We start from the raw sequence: 21,735 nt of genomic DNA, 5'->3' as shown, positions 1-21,735 counted from the left end.
AAATCGGGATGGCGCGGATCAATTCGCGGCAGGTGGAGGCCTTCCGCGCGACGATGCTGACCGGCAGCGTCACCGAGGCGGCGAAGCTGATGGTGGTGACGCAGCCGGCGGTCAGCCGTCTGCTGCGCGACCTCCAGGCGCTGTTGAAAATGGAGCTGTTCGAGCGGCGCGGCACCGGCCTGGTGCCGACCGCGGCAGCGATGGCGCTTTATACCGAGGTGGAGCGCTCCTTCGTCGGCCTCGAACGCATCACCGCGGCGGCCGAAGAGATCCGCGGCCGCCGCACCGGCTCGCTGCGCATCGCGGCATTGCCGGCGCTGTCGAACGGCTATCTGCCGCGGCTCACGGGTCACTTCCTGAAAGAACGGCCGAACCTCAACCTCGCCTTCTTCGGGGTGATCTCGCCGATCGTGGTCGACTGGGTGCTGAACAATCAGTGCGACGTCGGCTTTGCCGAGGTGCCGATCGCGCATTCCGGCCTGCCGAGCCAGAGGCTGCCGGCACCCGCGCGCGTCGCAGTGCTGCCGACAGGTCATCGCCTCACCGAAAAGGACGTGCTGGAGCCGCGCGACTTCGAGGGCGAGACGTTCATCTCGCTGTCCTCAGGCACGTCGAGCCGGCACCTCGTCGACCAGGTCTTCCATCGCCACGATGTCCGCCGCGTGCTGCGGGTGGAGACCACGTTGTCGGAGATCATGTGCGGCATGGTGTCGTCGGGCCTCGGCGTCGCAATCTGCGATCCCTTCACCGCGCAGGAGTTTTCGACCCGCGGCGTCGTCGTGCGCCGCTTCCTGCCACGCATCGACTTCGAGTTCTCCGCCGTCTTCCCGGCGCAGCGCAGTGCCTCGCCGATGGCGCTGGATTTCGTCGAGACCGTGCGCAAGGCGCTCGCCGAGTTCGACGATCTGCCGGAAGCCGCGATCAGCCGTTGAATGCGGCCTGCGCCTCCGGCAGGTCCCAGATCTTGCCGATCGCGGCGGTGCCTGCCGCCATGATCGCGGCTTCGTCCGCAGCGAGATAACGGCCGGCATCGACCAGCATGCGGCCATCGACCATGACCTGGTCGATATTGGCCCGGTTGGCGAGTGCGATCAGCGCGCGGCGCGGATCGAACAGCGGTTGAAGATGCGGATGGGTGAGATCGACGACGGTGAGGTCGGCGGTGGCGCCCGGCTCGATCCGGCCGAGGTCCGGCCGCTTGATGACATCGGCGGCCACAGCCGTGTTCGCCTCGATCAGCTCCGGCGAGTTCGCCACGTCGGCGCGCTGCGAGGTAACCTTCGAGATCAGCGAGGCCGCATTGAGCTCGCCGAGCAGGTCCATGTTGTAGCCGTCGGTGCCAACCACGGTGCGCACGCCATGCTCGGCAAACCGGCTGAATGCCGCGGTAACGCCAGCGCGTGCGAACACGCGCGGGCAATTGAGCACGGTCATGCCGCGCGCGGCCATCAGCTTGAGATCGGCATCGCTGCTGAACATGCAATGCGCCGCCATCAGATCGGGCGCAAGCAGGCCGAGCCAGTCCAGATATTGCGCCGGCGTACGGCCGCCATAGCGCTTGCCGATGGTCTCGACCTCGGCGCGGCTCTGCGCCATGTGCGTGGTGATGGGAACGCCGAGCTCGCGCGCCCGCGTGGCGCAGGCCTTCAGCAGATCCGGGCCGCAGGTATCGGTGGCATGCGGGCTCATGGCGAGGCTGATGCGGCCGTCACCGCGATTGTTCCAGCGCTGGTAGAGCGCGTCCCATGTCGCCATGTCGGCGGTGCCGTCGTCGCCGGAATAGCGCACCACGCCATCGGGGCCGGCCTTGGCGTCCGACGTCGAGAACAGGTAGGGCGCGCCGTAGAAGCGGATGCCCATCTCCTCGGCCGCGTCGAACATCTCTGGGATCGAATTGCGGAACGGCTCCATCACCGTGGTGGCGCCGCCCTTGAGCAGCTGGAGGATGCCGAGCCGCGCGACCGCGAGCCGCTCCTCCGCCGACAGGATTTCGGCGCCGCGCTTGGTCAGCGGCAGCAGCACCGTATAGACGATGCTCTGGTTGTTCTTGCGGCCGTTGCCGTCCTCGGTGTGGCTGCGCGCCACCGCTTCCGAGAAGCAGTGATTGTGCAGGTTCAGGAGGCCCGGCAGCACGAAACGGCCCGGGCGGTCGTAGACCTCGTCCGCGCTCGGCTTGCTGCGCGTGATCGCGGCGATCTTCTTGCCTTCGACCAGGACCCAATGGTCGCGCAGCACATCCTGCGCGCCGTCTTTGCGTGACAGCACATAGCTGCCGAAGATTGCCGTGGTGCTCATGCGGGGCGTACGTTCCAGAAGACGGCGGTGCCGTCGAGAATGCCGGTGATCTCTTTGCGATAGGCGGTCGGCTGCTTGTACAGGCCGATCGGAATATAGGGGATTTCCTCGAACGCGACTGCCTGGATCTCGCGGCAGATGCGCTGCTGCTCGGCGAGCTCGGAGGCCGCCAGCCACTGGCTGCGCAACACGCCCATCTTCTCGCTTGCATACCAGCCGGCGACCTTGCCTTCGCCGCGGATATTGGTGTTGCCGGCGGGATTCAGCCAGTCGATGCCCTGCCAGTTGCCGACCGCCGCGCTCCAGCCGCCCTGCCCGATCGGATCTTTCTTGAGCTGGCGCTGCAGGACGACGGCAAAGTCGAGCCCGGCATATTCGACGTTCATGCCGGCCTTGCGCAAGCTGTCCACCGCGATCTCGCCGAGCGGCTTCTGCGCCAGCGAATTGGTCGGGACGAGCACGACGATCTTCTCGCCATTGTAGCCGGCGGCCTTCAGGTCGGCCTTGACCTTGTCGTAGTTGCGCGGGCCGCGGAACACATCGAGGCCGACATCGTTCGCCATCGGCGTACCAGGCGCGAAGAAGCCGATCGGCGAGACCTGGAAGGCGGGATCGGTGCCGGCCACCGCCGTCATGAACGCTGCCTGGTCGATCGCACCGAGCAGCGCGCGGCGCACGGCGGGATTGTCGAACGGCGGCTGCAGATGATTGAGGCGCAGCATGCAAGCGTAGCCGCGAGGATCGAGGATGCGCGTCTCGATATCGCCGGCGGCCTTGATGATCGGGAGCAAATCGTGCGGCGTGGTCTCCTGCCAGTCCTGCTCGCCGGTCTGGAGCGCGGCGACGCCGGTGCCGGCATCGGGCGTGGTGGTCCAGACCACGCGATCGTAGTGGACGATCTTCGGACCTGCGGTCCAATCCGGCTTGCCGTCGGTGCGCGGCTGATAGCGGTCGAACTTGGCATAGGCGTTGCGGGCGCCCTGCACGCGCTCGTCGGCGAGATAGCGGAACGGACCGCTGCCGACGACTTCGGTCAGCGGCTTGAACGGATCCTGGCTCGCCAGCCGCTCCGGCATCATGAAGCAGGGATTGATCGCGGCCTTGCCGAGCGCCTGCGGCAGCAGCGGGAACGGACGCTTGAGACGGAAGCGGATGGTGCGGTCGTCAGCGGCCGACAGCTCGGCAGTCGCCTCCAGAAGCTCGCCGCCAAAACCGTCGCGTGCGGCCCAGCGGCGGATGCTGGCGACGCAGTCGCGCGCGAGCACGCGCTCGCCGTCATGCCAGAACAGCCCGTCACGCAGCGTGAGGTCCCACTGGAGCTGGTCGCCGGAGATCGCGTGGCCCGACAGCATCTGCGGCGAGACCTGCAGCGCGGAGCTCATGCCGTAGAGCGTGTCGTAGACCATGAAGCCATGGTTTCGCGACACCTGCGCGGTCGAATAGATGGGATCGACGAAGGCGAGGTCGATGACGGGAATGAAGCGCAAGGTGCGCTGCGCCTCGGCACGGACGATACCTGGCAGCGACAGCGCCGGCATGGCGGCGGCGGCCTTGAGGAGCGAGCGGCGGGAGATAGGCATTAAGGGAGGCTCCTGAAGATTTAGGTATTCAACAAGACCGCGCCGATCGCGGCCGCAACGGCCTGCTGTGCAGGTTCAATGACCGGCACGCCAATCGCTTCCGCAATCGCCGCGCGATGCGAGGCCATGCCGGCGCAGCCCATCACCACGACATCGGCGCGGCATTGCGTGACCAGCGCACGGCCGGCCTCGATCAGCCGGCCGCGGATGTCCGCGCTGGCCGTTTCGGCTGCGCTCGCGCCGACCGACCAGCTTCCGGCATAGCGACTGTCCACGCCCATCACCCGCGCCATGCGCTGCTGGCGGCGGATGCTGGAGGGCGACAGCGCAATGACGCCGAAGCGCTCGCCAAGCATCAACGCGCGAAAGATGCCGCATTCGGCGATGCCGAGCACCGGACGACCGCCGGCGGCTTCGCGCACCGCATGCAGGCCGGGATCGCTGAAGCAGGCGAGCACGAAGGCATCTGCATCCTCACGCGTGACGCGATTGACCAGCGGCATCACCACGCTATCGGCATCGCGCTGCGAGCTGATGCCGGGCGGTCCCTCGGCAAGGCCGACCACATCGATATCAGGCCCGCCCGCGATCCGCAGCGGCGCAACCGCGTCATCGATCGCCGCCGTCACCGACGCCGAGGAGTTGGGGTTGATGACGAGGATACGGCGACGGGTCATGGCATGGCTCAACGGTTGGCCGCCTCGTGGCGCAGGAAGTTCTCCGCGATCTTCTCGCCGGTCGTGATCCAGACATCCGGGCACGATTTTGCGTAGGTCAGGAACTCGCGCAGCAGGCGCAGCCGCATCGGACGGCCGCTGCACTGCGGATGCAGCACCGTCGTCACCATCGCGCCCCAGTCGCGGACCTCATCCAGCTCGTCCTTCCACATCGAGAGCACGTGCTCCTTGGGGAAGATCGAGCGCGGGCTGAAGCGCGCGGACAGGCCGTGCATCCAGTCGTCATAGCTTGCGGTGACCGGCAGCTCGATCGTGCCGGGCTTGCCGTCGGCGAGGCGGTGGCGATAGGGCCGCACGTCGTCGCGGAACGAGGACGTGTAGACGATGCCGTGACGCACCAGCGCCACGCGCAACTCCTCGGTGAATTCGCCGTAGGGCGCACGATAGCCGGTCGGCTTGACGCCGAGCCGGCGCTTCAGCGCCTCGAAGCCGCGCTCCAGCTCCTCCTCGATCCAGGGATCGCCGGGATCGGGCAGCAGATGGTGATAGCCGTGATGGCCGATCTCGTGGCCGGCCTTGAGGATGGATTCGGCCATCGCCGGATGCGCATCCACCGACCAGCCCGTGACGAAGAACGTCGCCTTGAGATCGAGCTGGTCGAGCAGCTCCAGCAGTTTCGGAGTGCCGACGCGGGCTTCATAGCCGCCATAGCTCATGGTGATGAGCCGCTGCGCATGCACCGCGTCCTTGCTGGTCCACGCGCTCTCCGCGTCCACGTCGAACGACAGGAACATCGCCGCCTTGTACGGCTTCGGCCAGGGATATTCCGGCGCGGGATCCGCGGTGTTGGCTGGGGTGAGCGGGATGCTCTGGAGTGCCTTACTGTCCAGCATTGATGGTCGCCTTCTCTATTGCGTTGTCGCTCAGTTTCCACTTGGCGAGCAGGGTCTTGTAGGTGCCGTCGGCGATCAGCGCATCGACGGCCTCCAGCATCGCCTGGTGAAGCGCCTTTTCCTTGACCGGCAGCGCGATGCCGGTGAATTGCTGCGCAAGGGTCTGGCCGACCGGCACGTAAGCGCCGGGCTCCTGATCCATGATATAGGGCAGCGTCTCGTCACCCTGCACGGCGGCGTCGATGCGCCCCTGCCTGAGCTGGGTGCGGGCATCCGCCGAGCCGTCGGTGCCGACGAACACGATGGCATTGCCGCCGCAGTTCTTCTCGCTCCAGGCCGCGATCTGCGCCGGGAACATGGTGCGGCGGCTGGCACCCACCTTCTTGCCGCAGAGCGAGACGGCGTCCTTGAACTCCGCCGCGCGCGACTGCTGAACGAAGAAGCGCGGACCGCTGCGAAGATAATCGACGAAGGTCGCGGTCTCGTGCCGGCTTGCATAGTCGGTGAAGCCTGACAGGATCGCGTCCGCCCGCCCCGTCGCAATCGACGGCATGAACTCGGCGAAGCTGGTCTCCTGCCATTCGATCTTGACGCCGAGCTTGCGGCCGATCGCTTCGCCAAGCTCGACGTCGAACCCCGTGAGCGCATTGGTGGCGGGATCACGGAACTCCATCGGCGGATAGTTCGGCACCAGCGCCACCTTGAGGCTGCCGCGCTTGGCGATCTCCGCGGGAAGCTCGATCGCCAAAGCCGATACGGTCATGGCGCCCAGGACTGCCGCCGCTACGAAAAGTCTCTTCATCAACTCGCCCCCACTGCTAGATCACTGCTGAAAGAAATGCCTTGGTACGCTCCTCGCGCGGCGCACCCAGCACGTCGGACGCCCGTCCCTGCTCGACGATCGCGCCCTGGTCCATGTAGACGACGCGGTCGGCGACCTCGCGAGCGAAGCCGAGCTCGTGCGTCACCACCATCATGGTCATGCCGCTCTTCGCCAGCTCCTTCATGACGGCGAGCACCTCGCCGACGAGTTCGGGATCGAGCGCGCTGGTCGGCTCGTCGAACAGCATCAGCATCGGCTTCATCGCCAGCGCACGGGCGATGGCGACGCGTTGCTGCTGGCCGCCCGAGAGTTGTGCGGGATACCAATCGGCTTTCGCCGACAATCCGACGCGCCGGAGCAATTCGAGGGCTTCAGAGCGCACCGCGTCGGATTTGCGGCCCTGGACCTGAAGCGGCCCCTCGGTGATGTTCTCGAGCGCGGTCTTGTGCGGAAACAGGTTGAAGCGCTGGAACACCATGCCGGTCTTCAGCCGCTGCCGCCCGATCTCCCCCTCGCTGAGGCGATGGAGCTTGCCGCCCTGCTCGCGCACGCCCAGCAGTTCACCGTCGAGCCAGATGCCGCCACTATCGATTACGGCGAGCTGGTTGATACAGCGGAGCAGCGTGGTCTTGCCGGAGCCGGAGGCGCCGATCAGGCACATCACCTCGCCGGGCCAGACGTCGAGCGAGACGTTTTTGAGAGCCTGGAACTCTCCAAAGTTCTTGCTGACGGAGCGGATCGCGACGAGGGGTTTTGTCATCGCGCAAGCCGCAATGTGCCGCGCGCGAAGCGGCGTTCGAGCAGCATCTGGAGCGGGGTCAGGATCGAGACCACGAGCAGGTACCATAGCCCGGCGACGATCAGGAGCTCGATCACGCGGGAATTGGCGTAATAGATGTTCTCGGCGTTGTGCAGCAATTCCGGATACTGGATGACGCTCGCAAGCGAGGTCGCCTTCACCATGCCGATGAACTCGTTGCCGAGCGGCGGAATCACGACGCGCATCGCCTGCGGCAGCACGATCCGGCGCAGCGCGCGCAGCCGCCCCATTCCGATCGCCTGCGCCGCCTCATATTGCCCGATATCGACCGACAGCATGCCAGCGCGCATCACCTCGGACGTATAGGCGCCCTGGTTGATGCCGAGCCCGAGCAGCGCAGCGAGGAACGGCGTCATGACGTCGACGGCGCGCGCACTCCACAAGCCGGGAATGCCGATGGTCGGAAACACCAGCGCGAGATTGAACCACAAGAGCAATTGCAGGATCAGCGGCGTGCCACGGAACAGCCAGGTGTAGCCGCCGGCCACCGTCTTCAGCACCGGATTGGGCGACAGGCGCATGATCGCGACGACAATGCCGAGAAAGATGCCGAGGACCATCGCCAGCATCGCCATCACCATGGTGTTGACGATGCCTTCGAGGATGACCTTTGCGGTCAGGAAGCGGCTGACATAGGACCATTCGATCTGGCCGTTCGCAAAGGCACGCACGATTACCGCCAGCACGAGGACGATCAGGGCCGCGCTGAGCCAGCGAAACCAGTGCGGCTCGCGCGCGATCCGCATCCCCGACAAATCAGGGAAACCCTCCGCGAGTGCCGGCGCCGGCTTCATTGCGGCGCCGCGTTCAGCATGGGCTGCGCGACGGCGTTGGCGCCGAGACCCCATTTGTCGAGAACGGCCTTGTAGGAGCCATCAGCGATCATCGCGGTGAGCTTCTCCGTCACGACCTCGCGCAGGGCCGCATCGTCCTTGCGGAACATGATGCCTTGATATCCCTTGGCAAAGGGCTCCCCGACGACGCGGTATTTGCCGGGCTCCTGCGATTGCGCATAAGGCAGCGTCTCGCTGCCCTGCACGGCGGCGTCGATGCGGCCCTGCTTGAGCTGGTTGCGGACGTCGATCGAGTTCTCGCCCGGAACGTACTGAATCGCAGGCTTGCCGGTCGTCTCGCAGTTCTGCTTGCTCCACTTCTCGATCTCGACCGGGAAGCTGGTGCTGCGCGTGGTGCCGACCTTCTTGCCGCAAAGATCGGTCGCGTCCTTCGCCGCACTGTCCGCCATCACGAAGAACTGCGGGCCGGTCCCGAGATAATCGACGAAGTCGGCGGTCTCGCGCCGCGAGGCGCGGTCCGAGATGCCGGAGATGATGAAGTCGGCGCGCTTGGTCTGGAGCGACGGGATCAGCTCGGCGAACGGCGTCTCGCTCCAGACGATCTTGACGCCGAGGCGCTTGGCAAGCTCGTTGGCGAGATCGATGTCGAGCCCAACGAGTTCGTTGCTGGCGGGATCGCGATATTCCATCGGCGCGTAGGTGGAGTTGACCGTCAGCTTCAGCGTGCCCGCCTGCTTGATCTCCGCCGGAAGCTCGGCCGCCTGCGCTGACGTGGCGGCAGCCAGTGCTGCAAGAGCGAGGAAATGCGAGAGGCGTGTCATGTCAGCTCCTTTGCTAACGCTTTCCGTTGCCGGTCCTATTCGGCGCTATTGCGAGCGCCGTGCCATTTGGTCAGTCCGCGTCGAGAACCGCCGGCTCGATGACGCCGGCACGCTCGGTGATCACCCTGTATTGCTCCGGCCGCCGGTGGGCGGCGAAATTGAACATCTTGTCCTTGCCCTGGCGGCAGAGATCGAGATCGATGTCGGCGACGATCACCTCATCTGCCAGCGTCTGCGCCTGTGCGACAATTCGTCCATTGGGATCGACGATGCAGGACCCCCCGATCAGGCCCGAACCATCTTCTTCGCCCGCCTTCGCCACCGAGATCGCCCAGGTCGCATTCATATAGGCGTTGGCCTGCGTCACCAGCGTCGAGTGGAAGGTGCGGAGCGCTCCGTCTTCCGTCGTGCCGCCATTGGGATCATAGGCCGCCGAATTGTAGCCGATGCAGACGAGTTCAACGCCTTGCAGGCCGAGCACGCGCCAGGACTCCGGCCAGCGACGATCGTTGCAGATCATCATGCCCATTATTGCGTGGGCCCAGGCCGAGCCGGCGCGGAAGGCGGGGAAGCCGAGGTCGCCATATTCGAAATAGCGCTTCTCGAGCTGCTGGTAGCGCGCGCCCTCGCGAGGCTCGACCGAGCCCGGCAGATGCACCTTGCGATAGCGGCCGAGAATCTCGCCGTCGCGGTCGACCAGGACGGCGCAATTGTAGCGGCGGCCGTCCGGCGTCAGCTCGGCATAGCCGACATAGAAGCCGACGCGCAGCGCGCGCGCCCGGTCGAACAGCTTCGCCACCGCCGGGTTCGGCATGCCGCGCTCGAAATAATGGTCGAGCGCATCGCCCTCGAGCAGCCAGCGCGGAAAGAAGGTGGTGAAGGCAAGCTCGGGGAACACCACGAGGCTGGCGCCGCGGCTTGCCGCCTCCTCCAGCATGGCGAGCATTCGCGAGAGCGTGTGCTCACGGCTATCTGCTTTTTGCGTCGGCCCCATTTGAGCGGCGGCGGCGCGAAGGACACGAACCAAGATTGCCTCCAATCTGTGCGTAGTGCTGCCTCAATGGGCGAATGAACCCTTTGATGCGACGTGCAAATCCGTCGCCATTACGCGGAAGCGGGGCTGCAAAATCAATTCGTTCTGCTATGATGTTTTGGCCCAGAGTATAATCGGCAGTGATATGAACCTGCGTCAGCTCGAGATCCTGCGTGCCGTCATCCGCCATCGCACCACGGTGGCGGCGGCGGACGAGCTGGCGCTGTCGCAGCCCGCGGTCAGCAATGCGCTGAAGACGATGGAGGCGCAGGCGGGCTTTGCGCTGTTCGAGCGCGTCAACAACCGGCTGTTTCCGACCGCCGAAGCGATGGCGCTCTACAAGGAGAGCGAAGCCATTTTCGCGCTGCACGCAAAGCTCGAGAGCCGCGTGCGCGATCTGCGCGAGAACCGCTCCGGGCATCTTGCGATCGTGGCGACACCGCCGCTCGCCTACAGCATCATCCCGTCCGCACTGTCAGGCTTCCTGCGCCGCCGCCCGGAGACGCGCGTCTTCTTCGACGTGCGGCGCTACGAGGGGATCATCGAAGGCGTGCTCAGCCGCGTCGCCGAGCTCGGCTTCGCGCTCGGGCTGACGCATCATCCCGGCATCGCGCATGAAGTGGTGCATACCGGCGAGATGGTCTGCGTCCTGCCGCCGCAGCATCCGCTCGCAGGCAAGCCGGTGATCTCGGCCGCCGATCTCTCCGGCATGCCCTTCATCGGGCTCGAACGCGGCACGCGGCTCGGCGAGGCCGTGCGCGACAGTTTTGCGCGGGCCGGCGCGCCGTTCCGGCCGACCGTCGAGGTGCGCTACTGCAACACGGCCTGCGTGCTCGCAGCCGCCGGCGTCGGCGCCGCGGTGGTCGATCCGTTCTCGCCGCGGCAGAACGGCGGCAGCGGGCTCGTCGTGCGGCCGTTCACGCCGACGACGCACGCGGTCGCCTATATGCTATGGTCGGAAGCCGAGCCGTTGTCGCGCCTCGCCAAGGCCTTCCTCAACGAGGTCCGCAAGGAGAGCGGGTTGCTGGAGCCCACAGCGCCACACCAGCAACATGGGGCAGAAAGCGACTGAGCTTCGCAACCTTTTGACCTTGGGGGGCACATGGCACGCATCACCATCATCGAGACCGGACAGGTCCCGCAAAAGTACCGCGAGCAGCATGGCTCGTTCCCGGACATGTTCGAACGCATGGTCCGCGCCGAGGACCCGACCGCCACGGTCGACGTGGTCAGCATCCCCAATGGCGATGCGCTGCCCGATCCGGGCAAGCTTGAAGCCGTGCTGATCACGGGTGCTGCCGCCGGCGTCTATGACGGGCTCGACTGGATCGCGCCGCTGGAAGATTTCGTGCGCACCGCCTACGCCAACAAGACGCCGATGGTGGGCGTCTGCTTCGGACATCAATTGATCGCGCAGGCGCTCGGCGGCACCGTGCGCAAATCCGACAAGGGCTGGGGCATCGGCCGGCACGTCTATCAGGTGCTGCCGGAGAACGGCGTCGTCGACGGCGAAGCCGTCGCCATCGCCTGCTCGCACCAGGACCAGGTGATCGAGGCGCCGAACGATGCGTTGACGATCCTCTCGTCAGAGTTCACCCCGCATGCCGGCCTGCTCTACGCCAACGGCGCCACGCTGACCGTCCAGCCGCATCCCGAGTTCGACGTGGAGTTTGCGGAAGTGTGCTGCGAGCTGCGCGACGGCAAGGCGCCGGAGGATGTCGTGGCAACGGCAAGGGCGTCGCTGGCGGAGCCGATGGACAGCGCGAAGCTCGGTGGGGCGATTACGCGGTTTCTGGCGCGCAAATCCATCCCCTCATCCTGAGGAGCCCGCCAAAGGCGGGCGTCTCGAAGGATCGAGGCCCGAGCTGCAGCAGCGGGGCCTTCATGGTTCGAGACGCCGCGGAGCCTGTCATCGGGCCGCGCGCTGCGCGGACCCGTTGGCGGCTCCTCACCATGAGGGGCGAGAAGTATCAGAACGGATCCGTTCCCAGACCCGGCACGTCGGCCGGCCGGGGCCCCGGCGCCGCCCAGTGAAAGCGGCGGTCCTTCTCCGCAATCGCGATGTCGTTGATCGACGCCTCGCGACGCTTCATCAGCCCGTGCTCGTCGAACTCCCACTGCTCGTTGCCGTAGGAGCGATACCACTGCCCGCTCGCATCGTGCCATTCGTACTGGAAGCGCACTGCGATGTGATTGCCGTCGAAGGCCCAGAGGTCCTTGATCAGGCGGTAGTCCTGTTCCTTCTCCCATTTGCGGGTGAGGAACGCGACGATGGCTTCGCGGCCCTGGAACACTTCCGAGCGATTGCGCCAGCGGCTGTCCTCGGTATAGGCGAGCGACACTTTCACCGGGTCGCGGGAATTCCAGGCGTCCTCGGCCATACGGGCCTTTTGCGCGGCGGTCTCACGGGTGAAGGGCGGAAGCGGCGGGCGCGACATGGTGGCCTCATCGGTTGATCGGGGCCGCAAATCTATCGTCGCGGGCGACGGAGTCGAGAGGCCGTTACAAATCGGGCGATCACTTATCGGGCGATCACGAAATCAAATCGGCCTTCATCAGCATGCGGATCGATTTCGGGATCGGCTGCGCGCGGCCGCCGCTGATGAAGGCGACGCGCACTTCGGCTTTCACCAGCACGTCCTCACCGCGCCGCACCTCCTGCGCCAGCATGATGGATGCGCCCTTCACAGCGATTGGCCAGGTCACGACGTCGAGCACGTCGTCCATCCGCGCGGGCTTGAGGAAATCCAGATGCATCGAGCGCACCACGAAGGCGAAGCCCGCGCCTTCCGTCTCGGGCTGGTCGAACAGCGCCTGCTGCTCGGCTCCCATCAGCCGCAGATGATTGGTCCGGCCGCGCTCCATGTAGCGCAGATAATTGGCGTGGTAGACGATGCCCGAGAAATCCGTGTCCTCGTAGTAGACGCGGACCTGCATGTGATGGCGGCCGTCGCGGATCTCGCCGTCGAGATGAGCTGTCACGTCGCGAGCCTCTTCGCTTGTCACTACCGATCCGTTTTGCGCAAAAACGGCCGGCCGCGCAAGCATGGTCAGGACACGACCAGCCCCGTTTGTCCCAGCGTCACCTCGACGATCTCCGGCGGCACGCCGAAACGCACGGGCATGACGCTGCAGCCGAGGCCGCCGGACACGATGAGGTCGCATTTCAGCCGGAAGTGACCATAGGCGAGCCGGATGCCGTGCTTGGGCGACACGGCCGGCGACCAGCCGAGCAGGCGGATCTGGCCGCCATGGGTGTGGCCGGACAGTTGCAGCGCGACCCGCCCGGGCACGCGCAGCGCGACGTCGGGCTCGTGTGCGAGCAGGATGACCGGTGCGTCGTCGGCGATCTTCGCCAGCGTACCCGCAAGATCGTCGGCGCCGAAGCGCACCATGCGGCGATAGCGTTGCGCCGGAAAATAGGCGAGCTGATCGCCGAGGCCGGCGAGCCAGAACGGACGACCGTCCTTGGTCAGGCGCACCGCGTCGTTCTCGTAAACGGGAATGCCGGCCGCCTCCAGCGCGCGATGGGCCACCGTCGGCCCCTGCCCGATCTGCTGCACGGTCTTGTCGTCCCAATAATCATGGTTGCCCATCACGGCATGGACGCCGAGCGGCGCCTTGAGGCCGGCCAGGACCTTGGCCCATTCGCTCGACGGAATGATGCGCGTGACCCGGCGGACGCCGGCGACATAATCGCCGAGCAGCACGATGATATCGGCCTTCAGCGCGTTGGTGCGATCGACGATGGCCTCGATCCGCTCCAGCGACATCCAGGGATCGCAGGCATGGATGTCGGCGATCACGGCGATCTTCAGCGGAAAATCCGCCGGCCATTGCCGCGGCGTCGGATGATAGCGGGTGACGTTGAGCCGCAGCACCGGCTCGACGCCGACGCCATAGGCCGCGGTCGAGACACCGAGCGCGGACAGGGCACCGATGGAACGGATGAGATGACGACGCGTGATCATGGAAGCCCGATGGTGATGCGGCCTCTTGATGCTGTCCGATTGGAGCGGAATTGGGGTGCGTTCGTGCAGACCGTCTGCAGCCGCGTGCAGAATTCCGCATCAAGGTTACCAGCGCCGCTCGCCGACCAGCGCATCCAGCCGCGCCTTCAATTCGTCGGGAGCGCGGTAGTACCAGACGCCGCCGAGCAGATCGCGAAAACGTGCGTCGGCGCGCGCCTCGCGCTCGATACGGTCGATCGTTCCGGTGCTGATCACATCTTCGAGGGGACCTGCGGCCAGCAGCGACAGCAGCACCGGATTGGACTCGATCTTCAGGATCTCCAGGATCAGGTCGATCATCCTGTCCGGATCGTCCTCGCGCAGATCGCGCTCGAAATCCATGATCGTGAACAGATTGTCATCCTGATCGCGTTCGGACTTCGAATATTGCTCGACCCAGGCGCGCGCGAGTTCGGCGATCGGCATGCCGGCGCAATCGAGCGGCTCGCGCGGCGTGCGCTGGGCCAGATGGTCGGCACGCCAGGCCTCGCTGTCGGCAAGCCCGACAATGCGCGACATCAAGGGATCGTCAGCGGCGACATGCACGCCGCCGAGCAGCCAGCGCAGCCGGTCATTGTGTGCTGCCTCCAGCTCGACGCGCGCGATCACGTCCTTGCCATGCGCGTAGAACAGCGCCAGCAGGAACTTGTCGTTGAGCTGCATCACCGTCGGCTTGTCGGCCTCGGTCCTGAGCACCTCGAGCACGAGATCGAGCGCGGCCTGCGGCCGGCGATGCGGCAGATGATCGAAATAGAGTTTGAGCGCCCACAGGCTGCCGACCTGGTCGCGGCGGCTGACGCGCTGAAGCGCGCACCACATCGACGCCAGCTCGCCGAGCGGCATCGGATCCAGAAACGCCTCGGTCTCGTCGGGCGTGCGCAGTTGCGGCGCGGCCGCGATTGTCTCCAGCAGCGTCGCGTCAGTCTGCCCGATGTCTTCCTGCCCCATGTCTTGCTGCCCCATGTATTCCCACTCCCGTCCGTATGCGTGAGCAGCGATCCCGATCGTTGCTCGTTCGCATTAGTGACGGAGTGGAACTCGCGGGTTCACCAATTGTGACAGTCAGTCGTCGTCGGCCTGATCAGTGCCGAACAGGCCGAACTGTGCCGCCGCATCGCGTGAGGGCTCGGCGATGTCGAGATGACGGAAAGCGTGCGAGGTCAGCAGCCGGCCGCGCGGGGTGCGCTGGAGATAGCCGCACTGGATGAGATAGGGCTCGATGATGTCCTCGATCGCATCGCGCGGCTCGGAGAGCGCTGCGGCCATCGTCTCGACACCGACCGGGCCGCCGCCATAGTTGAGCGCGATGGTCGAGAGGTAGCGGCGGTCCATGGCGTCGAGGCCCGCGGCGTCGACCTCGAGCGCACTGAGTGCATGATCGGCGATCTTGCGATCGATCGTGTCGGCATTCGCCGCCGAGGCAAAATCGCGCACGCGCCTGAGCAGGCGCCCGGCGATACGCGGCGTGCCGCGGGCGCGGCGCGCGATCTCGTTGGCGCCATCGGCGCTCATGCCGACATTGAGCACGCGCGCGCCGCGGCTGACGATGCTCTCGAGCTCCTCGATGGTGTAGAAGTTGAGCCGCACCGGAATGCCGAAGCGGTCGCGTAAGGGATTGGTGAGGAGGCCCGCGCGCGTGGTGGCGCCGACGAGGGTGAACTTCGACAGCTCGATCTTCACCGAGCGCGCCGCCGGCCCCTCGCCGATGATGAGGTCGAGCTGAAAATCCTCCATCGCGGGATAGAGCACCTCTTCAACCGCAGGGTTGAGGCGATGGATCTCGTCGATGAAGAGCACGTCGCGCTCTTCGAGATTGGTGAGCAGCGCGGCGAGATCGCCGGCCTTGGCGATCACGGGACCCGACGTGGCGCGAAAGCCGACGCCGAGCTCCTTGGCCACGATCTGCGCCAGCGTTGTCTTGCCGAGGCCGGGAGGGCCGACGAACAGCACATGATCCAGCGCCTCGCCGCGCTTGCGCGCGGCTTCGATGAAGATCGAGAGATTCTTGCGCGCCTGCTGCTGGCCGACGAAGTCGGACAGCGATTGCGGCCGCAACGCGGTGTCACCGACATCGTCGCTGCGGCGCTCGGGCGAGACCATGCGGTTGGCCTTGGGATCGCTCACTTCGAGAGCTCCTTCAGGCCGAGGCGGATGAGCTGCGCCGTTTCGGCGCCTTCACCCGCGCTGCGCGATGCCGATGCAATGGCCGCGGCGGCCTGCGGCTGACCGTAACCGAGATTGACCAGCGCGGAAATCGCATCCGCAACCGGGCGCGGCGCGCGCTGATCGTCGACGGCGCCGGCGAGATGCACGACGGCGGGATCGACATTGGCGAAAGCCGGCGCCTTATCCTTCAGCTCGGTGACGATGCGCTCGGCGACCTTGGGGCCGACACCGGGCGTGCGCGCCACTGTGGCCTTGTCGCGCAGCGCAATGGCGTTGGCCAGATCAGCCGGCGCCAGCGTGCCGAGCACCGCGAGCGCGACCTTGGCGCCGACGCCCTGCACGGTCTGGAGCAGGCGAAACCATTCGCGCTCCTGATCGGTGCGGAAGCCGAACAGCTTGATCTGGTCCTCGCGGACATAGGTCTCGATCGACAGCACGGCCGCCTCGCCCGGAGACGGCAGATGCTGCAGCGTCCGCGTCGAGCAATGCACCTGGTAGCCGACGCCGCCGACATCGAGGATGACGAAATCCTCGCCGTAGGAATCGATCAGGCCCTTGAGCTTGCCGATCATAGCCCGGCCACCTTCAGCCTGAGCGCCGTGCTCTGGCGGTGATGGGCATGGGTGATGGCGATGGCGAGCGCGTCGGCGGCGTCCGCGGTCGGCGGCTCGGCCTTCGGCAGTAATATCTTCAGCATCATTCCGATCTGCTGCTTGTCGGCGTGGCCGGCGCCGACCACGGTCTTCTTCACCTGGTTCGGCGCGTATTCGGCGACAGAGATGCCGAACATTGCAGGCGCCAGCATGGCGACGCCGCGGGCCTGGCCCAGCTTCAGCGTCGCGGCGCCGTCCTTGTTGATGAACGTCTGCTCGACCGCCGCTTCCATCGGCTTGTGATCGGACAGGACGGAAGCGAGCCCCTCGTGGATCGCGAGCAGCCGGCTCGACAGCGGCAAATCGTCCGGCGGTTCCACCGAACCGCAGGCAACGTAGATCAATCGGTTGCCGTCGGCCTCGATCACGCCCCAGCCGGTGCGGCGCAGGCCGGGGTCGATGCCGATGATGCGAACGGGGACGCGAATCGGGAGCGCGGTCATGGGCCAGTGATAGCGGCTGGCCGCCGCAGGGGAAACAGAAACAGAACGGAAGTAACAGGGGAAGTGATAGTCCGTGCCCCGGGCGCGACGCAGCACGAAGTGATGCGTCGCAGAACCGGGGCCTATATCGCCGCCGGCACATAGGAGGCACCACGGGTCCCGGCTCTGCGCAGCAGCGTTTCACGCTGCAGCGCGTCCGGGACACGAGAAGCCGCTACCCGCCCATCTTCGCGACCAGCGCGTCCGACACCTCGAAATTGGCGTAGACGTTCTGGACGTCGTCGTGCTCGTTGAGCAGGTCCATCAGCTTGAGCAGCTTCTCGCCGGTCTCGTCGTCGACGGCGACCGTGTTCTGCGGCTTCCAGATCAGTGCGGCCTTGCGCGGCTCGCCGAACTTGGCTTCCAGCGCCTTGGCGACGTCGCGATAGCTTTCGGTCGAGGCGTAGATCTCGTGGCCGCCTTCCCCGGAGACCACGTCGTCGGCGCCGGCCTCGATCGCGGCATCGAGCACGGCGTCGTCATCGGCGACGCTGCGGTCGTATTCGATGACGCCGGTGCGGTCGAACATGAAGGAGACCGAGCCGGTTTCGCCGAGATTGCCGCCCGACTTGGTGAAGAAGGAGCGGATGTCGGAGGCGGCGCGGTTGCGGTTGTCGGTCAGCGCCTCGACGATGACAGCGACGCCGCCCGGGCCATAGCCCTCGTAGCGGATCTCGTCATAGTTCTCGCCGTCGCTGCCGAGCGCCTTCTTGATGGCGCGCTCGATATTGTCCTTCGGCATATTCTCCTGGCGCGCGGCGATCACGGCGGCGCGCAGGCGGGGGTTCATGGCGGGGTCGGGCGTACCCAGCTTGGCGGCGACGGTGATTTCCCGCGCCAGCTTGCCGAACAGTTTCGACTTCTGCGCATCCTGCCGCCCCTTGCGGTGCATGATGTTCTTGAATTGGGAATGTCCGGCCATGCGTGATCTTCTCTAGGGAATCGTGCGCCAAAAGTGAGCGAGGGAAGCGCGGCCTTATAGGCCGCCAACCCACCGGAATGAAAGAGGCTCTACGACTTTAAGGTAATTCCGTAGTGGCCCGTGCCCAGAAGTCAGGCAGCGTTAACCCTGATTTCATTCCGGCTTGCGAAAATAGCGTCCGCCCGTCTCCCGGCAAGAGTTGACCTGATGGCGTTCGCATTATTTCGGAAGCGTCTGCCGGATGCGCCTGCGCTTGCGCTTGCCCCAGCGCCGCAAGTCTCGCAGTCGCCGGTCGATGCCGCCCCGCCCCCGGCCACCGAGGGTGATTCCGCCCGGGAGATCCTGGAACTGCTGGAACTCGAGCTCGGGGCCATGATCCGCCAGCTCGAGCGCGCCGCCAATTCGGTCGCCGGCGGCGCCGAGGCGACCGCCGCAACGCTGGCCACGATCCGCGACCGCACCGACGCCCTGACCGGCCGCAGCAACGCCGCACAGTCGACCGCGTCCACCTTCGCCCACGCCGCAGACAAGTTCACCCAGTCCGCGCAAGGCATCGGCGCGCAGGTCCGCGCCGCCGGCAAGCTCGCCGACGAGGCCAGCACCGCGGCGCAGGAAGCCCGCGCCAACGTGGACCGCTTGCGCGAATCCTCCGCCGCGATCGGCAACGTCGTCAATCTGATCGCGCAGATCGCGCGGCAGACGACGCTGCTCGCGCTCAATTCGACCATCGAGGCCGCACGCGCCGGCGCGGCCGGCAAGGGCTTTGCGGTGGTCGCGACCGAGGTCAAGGCACTGGCGGTGCAGACGCAAGGCGCCACGGAAGAGATTTCGCGGAAGATCGACGCCTTGCAGCGCGACGCCGCCGGCTCGGCCGACGCCGTGCACCGTATCTCGCAGGCGATCGAGGCGATCCGCCCGGTGTTCGACACCGTCAACGGCGCCGTCGCCGAGCAGAACGCCACCACCAGCGAAGTCTCCGGCAATGCCGCCAGCGCCTCGGACTTCATCATCTCGGTCGGCGAGAACGCGGCCGAGATCGATGCCGCGACCAAGGCCGCCGAGAGCCATGGCGAGAACGTCGCCAGCGCCGGCAAGGCCGTCACCACTTTCGCCCGGAAACTGAAATCGCGCTGCGCGGTGCTGCTGCGCCAGAGCGAGCACGACGACCGCCGCAAGACCGAGCGGCTGCCCTGCCATCTCAAATTCGAGACCGCGCGCGGCACGATGCCGGTCTACGAGATATCGATGGACGGCGTGCTGATCGGCAGCGCGGAGGCGGGCCGGCTTGCGCCGCAGGCGATCGTCGAGGGCACGCTCGAAGACGTCGGCGCCTGCCGCCTGCGCGTCATCGAGCAATCCAGGGCCGGTGCCCGCGCGCAGTTCGTCAGCCCCAATGCCGCGCTCGGCGAAAAGATCGAAGACAAGCTCTGGTCGATCCACGAGGAGAATAGCGAGTTCGTCACCCGCGCCATGGAAGCGGGCAACGCGCTGACCGCGATCTTCGAGCAGGCGGTCGCGCGCGGCGAGGTGAAGATCGACGATCTCTTCGACGCCGACTATGCGGAGATCGCCGGGACCAATCCGCAGCAATATCGCACGAAATATCTTGATTGGGCCGACCGCGCGCTGCCGCCGTTCCAGGAAGCCTTCCTCACCAAGGACCAGCGCATGGCATTCTGCGCCATGGTCGACCGCAACGGCTTCCTGCCGGTGCACAACAAGATCTATTCGCACCCGCAGCGGCGGGGCGACGTCGCCTGGAACACCGCCAATAGCCGCAACCGGCGCATCTTCAACGATCCGGCGGGGCTGGCTGCCGCGCACAACCAGCGCTCGTACCTAGTCCAGAGCTATGCGCGCGACATGGGCAACGGAAATACGGTGATGATGCGCGAGATCGACGTCCCGATCCGCGTGCAGGGCCGGCACTGGGGTGGATTCCGCACCGCTTATAAACTGTAGTACAGGCTCCAGTGCACTCTCGGGCAAGACGGCGGGCGCGAATCATCCTTTAAGCTTGGAATTGGAATTGGAATGGGAATGCCCGCGGTGAGCCGATGAACGGCTCCGCCTGGAGAACGCCCGTAAATGTCCCTCGCACAACTTGCAGTCATGGACACCGGCTCCAACCGGACGCTGGCCGAGCGGCTGATCGACCAGCTCGCCGACCGCATCGGCGGTCTCGGTGTCGAGCTCGCCGACATCGCCGGCAATGTCCAGGAAGTCGCCAACCGCGTCGCCAACCAGTCGGAGCGGTTCCACCACCTCCAGAAGACCGCCGAGACCATGGTCTCGGCCAATCACGACATCGCCAATGCCTCGCAGGCGGTGCAGACGACCACATCGGCCGCGGTCGGCGAGATCGCGCAGTCGCGTAGCGCGGTCGATACCGCCGTCAGCCACATCTCCGAGCTCGTCGCCGCCGTGGAGCGGATCGAGGCGCGTCTCAGCGCCGTCGGCTCGGCGCTGGCGCAGGTGGCGAAGGTCTCCGGCTCGATCGAGGCGATCGCGAAACAGACCAATCTGCTGGCGCTGAACGCCACCATCGAAGCCGCGCGCGCCGGCAATGCCGGCCGCGGCTTTGCGGTGGTCGCAAGCGAGGTGAAGAACCTCGCCGAAGCCACCCGCCAGGCCACGCATCAGATCTCCGACACCGTGCGCGATCTCGACGGCCAGATCGAAGGCCTGATCGGCGAGAGCAGCGATGCCTCGCAGCGCGCCAAGACCGCGGGCGAAGGCGCCCAGCAGATCTCCGGCATCATCTCGCGCGTCCAGCAGGGCTTTGCGTCGGTCGAGGCCGAGATCGACAGCGTCACGCGGGCAGCGACCTCCAATCTGGGACATTGCGACACCGTCATCAGCGAGCTCAACGAGCTTGCCAAGGGCGTTGACCTCTCTTCGCACGACCTTGGGAATGCCGACCGGCGGATCGCAAAGCTGCTCGACACCTCCGAGGGCCTGATCGCGCTGATCGCCGACAGCGGCGTGGAGACGTCGGATGCGCCGCTGATCCGCATCGTCGTCGAGACCGCCAGGCAGGTCTCGGCCGAGTTCGAGGCCGCCATCGGGCGCGGCGAGATCACGCTCGACCAGCTCTTGGACGAGAACTACCGCGAAATCCCCGGCACCGATCCGAAGCAGTACAACACCGCCTATGTCGACTTCACCGATCGCGTGCTGCCCGCCATCCAGGACCCGATCCAGAAGTCCGATCCCCGCATCGTGTTCTGCGTCGCCTGGGCCAAGGGCGGATATCTACCGACCCATAATCCGAACTATCGCCTGCCGCAGGGCAAGGACCCGGTCTGGAACAATGCCAATTGCCGCAACCGCCGCCTGTTCACCGATCGCGCGGTGAAGAAGGTCGCGGCCAACACGAAGCCGTTCCTGCTCCAGACCTACCGCCGCGACATGGGCGGCGGACAGTTCGTGCTGATGAAGGACCTGTCCTCGCCGATCGTGATTCGCGGCAAGCACTGGGGCGCTTTCCGGATGGGTTTTCGGCAAAGCTGAGGGCCGCTGCGGCGGCCCTTGAATCAAAAACCTGAAAAACAACCCCATGCACAGTAGCCGGTGCCAGGGAAATCAATGGCTTGGGTGCCCGGGCTTGAGGCTCGTCGAGCCGACGCCAATGCCTCACGCTTCAGGCGCGGAATGCAGCCGTTGACCCGTCGGGCAAAACAGGGATATAATACGATTATTCCGAAATAGCGCGCATGCTGAGACAGACGCCTCGCTCCAGTGAATCTGCGTGTGCCGCCGTCGG

At 66.1% G+C, this 21,735-nt stretch carries 22 protein-coding genes; 5 read left to right on the top strand and 17 right to left on the bottom strand.

Annotation, left to right across the window (positions count from 1 at the left end; all coding sequences use genetic code 11):
* The first annotated feature begins 8 nt into the window (after positions 1-8).
* Positions 9-932 (top strand): LysR substrate-binding domain-containing protein, encoded by a 924-nt coding sequence (locus tag VGR99_RS21520; protein WP_326901159.1) that lies wholly within the window; start codon positions 9-11, stop codon positions 930-932.
* On the opposite strand, the gene VGR99_RS21515 is transcribed toward VGR99_RS21520, so the two are convergent.
* The 9 genes from VGR99_RS21515 to VGR99_RS21475 all read right to left on the bottom strand — a co-directional run bounded on the left by VGR99_RS21515 (position 922) and on the right by VGR99_RS21475 (position 9,730).
* A complete protein-coding gene (locus VGR99_RS21515) occupies positions 922-2,295 on the bottom strand; it encodes an amidohydrolase family protein (protein WP_326901158.1) in 1,374 nt (457 codons plus the stop codon). The genes VGR99_RS21520 and VGR99_RS21515 overlap by 11 nt on opposite strands.
* Complete coding sequence (locus VGR99_RS21510; protein ID WP_326901157.1) at positions 2,292-3,875, bottom strand: ABC transporter substrate-binding protein; 1,584 nt, start codon at positions 3,873-3,875, stop codon at positions 2,292-2,294. The genes VGR99_RS21515 and VGR99_RS21510 overlap by 4 nt, the downstream gene beginning before the upstream one ends.
* 20 nt (positions 3,876-3,895) lie before the next feature.
* Complete coding sequence (locus VGR99_RS21505; protein ID WP_326901156.1) at positions 3,896-4,552, bottom strand: aspartate/glutamate racemase family protein; 657 nt, start codon at positions 4,550-4,552, stop codon at positions 3,896-3,898.
* Positions 4,553-4,560: 8 nt separating this feature from the next.
* Positions 4,561-5,445 (bottom strand): polysaccharide deacetylase, encoded by an 885-nt coding sequence (locus tag VGR99_RS21500; RefSeq protein ID WP_326901155.1) that lies wholly within the window; start codon positions 5,443-5,445, stop codon positions 4,561-4,563.
* Positions 5,432-6,247 carry an ABC transporter substrate-binding protein gene (locus VGR99_RS21495; RefSeq protein ID WP_326901154.1) on the bottom strand — a complete coding sequence of 272 codons (816 nt, stop codon included), beginning with the start codon at positions 6,245-6,247 and terminating at the stop codon, positions 5,432-5,434. The genes VGR99_RS21500 and VGR99_RS21495 overlap by 14 nt, the downstream gene beginning before the upstream one ends.
* A 16-nt stretch (positions 6,248-6,263) precedes the next feature.
* Positions 6,264-7,028, bottom strand: a complete 765-nt coding sequence (locus tag VGR99_RS21490) for an amino acid ABC transporter ATP-binding protein (protein WP_326901153.1) — start codon at positions 7,026-7,028, stop codon at positions 6,264-6,266.
* Entirely contained in the window at positions 7,025-7,882 is an 858-nt protein-coding gene (locus tag VGR99_RS21485; RefSeq protein ID WP_326901152.1) for an amino acid ABC transporter permease, read from the bottom strand. Before VGR99_RS21485 ends, VGR99_RS21490 begins: the two co-directional genes overlap by 4 nt.
* Entirely contained in the window at positions 7,879-8,703 is an 825-nt protein-coding gene (locus tag VGR99_RS21480; RefSeq protein ID WP_326901151.1) for an ABC transporter substrate-binding protein, read from the bottom strand. Before VGR99_RS21480 ends, VGR99_RS21485 begins: the two co-directional genes overlap by 4 nt.
* Before the next feature lie 70 nt (positions 8,704-8,773).
* On the bottom strand, positions 8,774-9,730 hold the full coding sequence (locus VGR99_RS21475; protein WP_326901148.1) for an N-carbamoyl-D-amino-acid hydrolase: 957 nt from the start codon (positions 9,728-9,730) through the stop codon (positions 8,774-8,776).
* Between the two features lie 151 nt (positions 9,731-9,881).
* Between VGR99_RS21475 and VGR99_RS21470 the strand changes: the two genes are divergently transcribed.
* The gene (locus tag VGR99_RS21470) at positions 9,882-10,808 is read left to right on the top strand and encodes a LysR family transcriptional regulator (protein ID WP_326901147.1); all 927 of its coding nucleotides are present in this window, start codon (positions 9,882-9,884) and stop codon (positions 10,806-10,808) included.
* Between the two features lie 30 nt (positions 10,809-10,838).
* Entirely contained in the window at positions 10,839-11,558 is a 720-nt protein-coding gene (locus tag VGR99_RS21465; RefSeq protein WP_326901145.1) for a type 1 glutamine amidotransferase, read from the top strand.
* A gap of 148 nt (positions 11,559-11,706) precedes the next feature.
* Here the strand turns inward: VGR99_RS21465 and VGR99_RS21460 are convergent, their stop codons facing one another.
* From VGR99_RS21460 to VGR99_RS21425, 8 genes are all read right to left on the bottom strand, one after another.
* On the bottom strand, positions 11,707-12,174 hold the full coding sequence (locus VGR99_RS21460; RefSeq protein WP_326901143.1) for a nuclear transport factor 2 family protein: 468 nt from the start codon (positions 12,172-12,174) through the stop codon (positions 11,707-11,709).
* Positions 12,175-12,268: 94 nt separating this feature from the next.
* Entirely contained in the window at positions 12,269-12,718 is a 450-nt protein-coding gene (ybgC, locus tag VGR99_RS21455; protein WP_326901141.1) for a tol-pal system-associated acyl-CoA thioesterase, read from the bottom strand.
* Between the two features lie 68 nt (positions 12,719-12,786).
* Positions 12,787-13,707, bottom strand: a complete 921-nt coding sequence (locus VGR99_RS21450; protein ID WP_326901140.1) for a metallophosphoesterase — start codon at positions 13,705-13,707, stop codon at positions 12,787-12,789.
* 105 nt (positions 13,708-13,812) lie between these two features.
* A complete protein-coding gene (locus VGR99_RS21445) occupies positions 13,813-14,709 on the bottom strand; it encodes a DUF6869 domain-containing protein (protein ID WP_326901138.1) in 897 nt (298 codons plus the stop codon).
* 99 nt (positions 14,710-14,808) lie between these two features.
* A complete protein-coding gene (gene ruvB, locus VGR99_RS21440; protein ID WP_326901136.1) occupies positions 14,809-15,870 on the bottom strand; it encodes a Holliday junction branch migration DNA helicase RuvB in 1,062 nt (353 codons plus the stop codon).
* Entirely contained in the window at positions 15,867-16,484 is a 618-nt protein-coding gene (ruvA, locus tag VGR99_RS21435) for a Holliday junction branch migration protein RuvA (protein WP_326901134.1), read from the bottom strand. Before ruvA ends, ruvB begins: the two co-directional genes overlap by 4 nt.
* On the bottom strand, positions 16,481-17,008 hold the full coding sequence (gene ruvC / locus VGR99_RS21430; RefSeq protein ID WP_326901133.1) for a crossover junction endodeoxyribonuclease RuvC: 528 nt from the start codon (positions 17,006-17,008) through the stop codon (positions 16,481-16,483). Before ruvC ends, ruvA begins: the two co-directional genes overlap by 4 nt.
* Positions 17,009-17,222: 214 nt before the next feature.
* Entirely contained in the window at positions 17,223-17,969 is a 747-nt protein-coding gene (locus VGR99_RS21425) for a YebC/PmpR family DNA-binding transcriptional regulator (RefSeq protein ID WP_326901132.1), read from the bottom strand.
* A 207-nt stretch (positions 17,970-18,176) separates the two neighbouring features.
* On the opposite strand from VGR99_RS21425, the gene VGR99_RS21420 reads away from it, so the two are divergent.
* Both VGR99_RS21420 and VGR99_RS21415 read left to right on the top strand, forming a co-directional pair.
* On the top strand, positions 18,177-19,931 hold the full coding sequence (locus VGR99_RS21420; RefSeq protein WP_326901131.1) for a methyl-accepting chemotaxis protein: 1,755 nt from the start codon (positions 18,177-18,179) through the stop codon (positions 19,929-19,931).
* Positions 19,932-20,057: 126 nt separating this feature from the next.
* Positions 20,058-21,482: a methyl-accepting chemotaxis protein gene (locus tag VGR99_RS21415; RefSeq protein ID WP_326901128.1), complete on the top strand. Its 1,425-nt coding sequence runs from the start codon at positions 20,058-20,060 to the stop codon at positions 21,480-21,482.
* Positions 21,483-21,735: the final 253 nt, after the last annotated feature.

This window comes from Bradyrhizobium sp. (assembly GCF_035935975.1).
Taxonomy (GTDB): domain Bacteria; phylum Pseudomonadota; class Alphaproteobacteria; order Rhizobiales; family Xanthobacteraceae; genus Bradyrhizobium.
Note: the sequence above shows the minus strand (reverse complement) of the source record. Positions and strands in the feature narration are given on the sequence as shown.

Excerpts from the sequence above, each read along its gene's own strand:
- VGR99_RS21520 (WP_326901159.1), top strand. The coding sequence starts at position 9 with ATGGCGCGGATCAATTCGCGGCAGGTGGAGGCCTTCCGCGCGACGATG.
- VGR99_RS21515 (WP_326901158.1), bottom strand. The coding sequence starts at position 2,295 with ATGAGCACCACGGCAATCTTCGGCAGCTATGTGCTGTCACGCAAAGAC.
- VGR99_RS21510 (WP_326901157.1), bottom strand. The coding sequence starts at position 3,875 with ATGCCTATCTCCCGCCGCTCGCTCCTCAAGGCCGCCGCCGCCATGCCG.
- VGR99_RS21505 (WP_326901156.1), bottom strand. The coding sequence starts at position 4,552 with ATGACCCGTCGCCGTATCCTCGTCATCAACCCCAACTCCTCGGCGTCG.
- VGR99_RS21500 (WP_326901155.1), bottom strand. The coding sequence starts at position 5,445 with ATGCTGGACAGTAAGGCACTCCAGAGCATCCCGCTCACCCCAGCCAAC.
- VGR99_RS21495 (WP_326901154.1), bottom strand. The coding sequence starts at position 6,247 with ATGAAGAGACTTTTCGTAGCGGCGGCAGTCCTGGGCGCCATGACCGTA.
- VGR99_RS21490 (WP_326901153.1), bottom strand. The coding sequence starts at position 7,028 with ATGACAAAACCCCTCGTCGCGATCCGCTCCGTCAGCAAGAACTTTGGA.
- VGR99_RS21485 (WP_326901152.1), bottom strand. The coding sequence starts at position 7,882 with ATGAAGCCGGCGCCGGCACTCGCGGAGGGTTTCCCTGATTTGTCGGGG.
- VGR99_RS21480 (WP_326901151.1), bottom strand. The coding sequence starts at position 8,703 with ATGACACGCCTCTCGCATTTCCTCGCTCTTGCAGCACTGGCTGCCGCC.
- VGR99_RS21470 (WP_326901147.1), top strand. The coding sequence starts at position 9,882 with ATGAACCTGCGTCAGCTCGAGATCCTGCGTGCCGTCATCCGCCATCGC.
- VGR99_RS21465 (WP_326901145.1), top strand. The coding sequence starts at position 10,839 with ATGGCACGCATCACCATCATCGAGACCGGACAGGTCCCGCAAAAGTAC.
- VGR99_RS21460 (WP_326901143.1), bottom strand. The coding sequence starts at position 12,174 with ATGTCGCGCCCGCCGCTTCCGCCCTTCACCCGTGAGACCGCCGCGCAA.
- VGR99_RS21450 (WP_326901140.1), bottom strand. The coding sequence starts at position 13,707 with ATGATCACGCGTCGTCATCTCATCCGTTCCATCGGTGCCCTGTCCGCG.
- VGR99_RS21445 (WP_326901138.1), bottom strand. The coding sequence starts at position 14,709 with ATGGGGCAGCAAGACATGGGGCAGGAAGACATCGGGCAGACTGACGCG.
- ruvA (WP_326901134.1), bottom strand. The coding sequence starts at position 16,484 with ATGATCGGCAAGCTCAAGGGCCTGATCGATTCCTACGGCGAGGATTTC.
- ruvC (WP_326901133.1), bottom strand. The coding sequence starts at position 17,008 with ATGACCGCGCTCCCGATTCGCGTCCCCGTTCGCATCATCGGCATCGAC.
- VGR99_RS21425 (WP_326901132.1), bottom strand. The coding sequence starts at position 17,969 with ATGGCCGGACATTCCCAATTCAAGAACATCATGCACCGCAAGGGGCGG.
- VGR99_RS21420 (WP_326901131.1), top strand. The coding sequence starts at position 18,177 with ATGGCGTTCGCATTATTTCGGAAGCGTCTGCCGGATGCGCCTGCGCTT.
- VGR99_RS21415 (WP_326901128.1), top strand. The coding sequence starts at position 20,058 with ATGTCCCTCGCACAACTTGCAGTCATGGACACCGGCTCCAACCGGACG.